We start from the raw sequence: 766 nt of genomic DNA, 5'->3' as shown, positions 1-766 counted from the left end.
GTTGATCGCTGGTGGGGTAGAGGGCAGGAAGGGTGTGCCGGGGGGCGCGGTGCTGCGGATTGAGAAGACCGTTACCCCCGGTCAGATGGTTGCGGGAGCGGCGTTCGTCTACACCGTTACCGTCACCAACACCGGGGACCAGGACGCTCGGGACGTCAGGATCACCGACACCCTTGATGAAGGCGCCATCGCACGGCGGCTCCCGGATGGTTGCTCCCTCTCCGCTCAGACCGTCACCTGCGGTGGCCCCGGTCTGACGGTGGCGCCGGGGGAGAGCGTGACGTACGAGATCCCGGTCACGATGGATCCGGCGCTCCCGGACGGTACGAACGTCACCAACCGCGCCCAGGTCTCAGCCACGGGAGCACGGGGCGACTCGACGCGGCTGATCAGCCAGACTCGTGCGCTGGCCGACCTCGAGATCGTCAAGACCGCCCCGGCCACCGCTAACGCGGACGGCCCCATCACCTACAGCCTGAGGGTCACCAACCACGGCCCGTCGCAGGCGATGGACGTCACCGTGCGGGACGCCGTCGACGGCGACCGGGCAGCGATCACCGGCCGCCCGGCCGAATGCGCCGGCGAGGGCCCGACCCTGACCTGCCCCCTCGGTACGCTGGCCCCGAATACGAGCAGGACGTTCAGGCTCACCGTCACCCCGGAGGTGCCCGGGCTGATCGAGAACTGCGCCACCGTCGACGCGGGCGGTCGCGAGGAGAACGTCGCTGACAACCGCTCCTGCGCGTCCACCCATGTCGAGCCCGCC

The 766-nt window shown here is 70.0% G+C and carries 1 protein-coding gene; it reads left to right on the top strand.

The genetic code is table 11. The annotated features are described in order from the left end of the window. Positions 1 to 34: 34 nt before the first annotated feature. A partial coding sequence (locus ITP53_RS55615; RefSeq protein ID WP_328818991.1) for a DUF11 domain-containing protein occupies positions 35 to 766 on the top strand: 732 nt, incomplete at its 3' end.

It is taken from the genome of Nonomuraea cypriaca, from assembly GCF_015645445.1.
In the GTDB taxonomy this organism is placed as follows: Bacteria; Actinomycetota; Actinomycetes; order Streptosporangiales; family Streptosporangiaceae; genus Nonomuraea; species Nonomuraea cypriaca.
The sequence above is the reverse complement of the archived record's forward strand: the minus strand, read 5'-3'. Positions and strand labels throughout refer to the sequence as shown.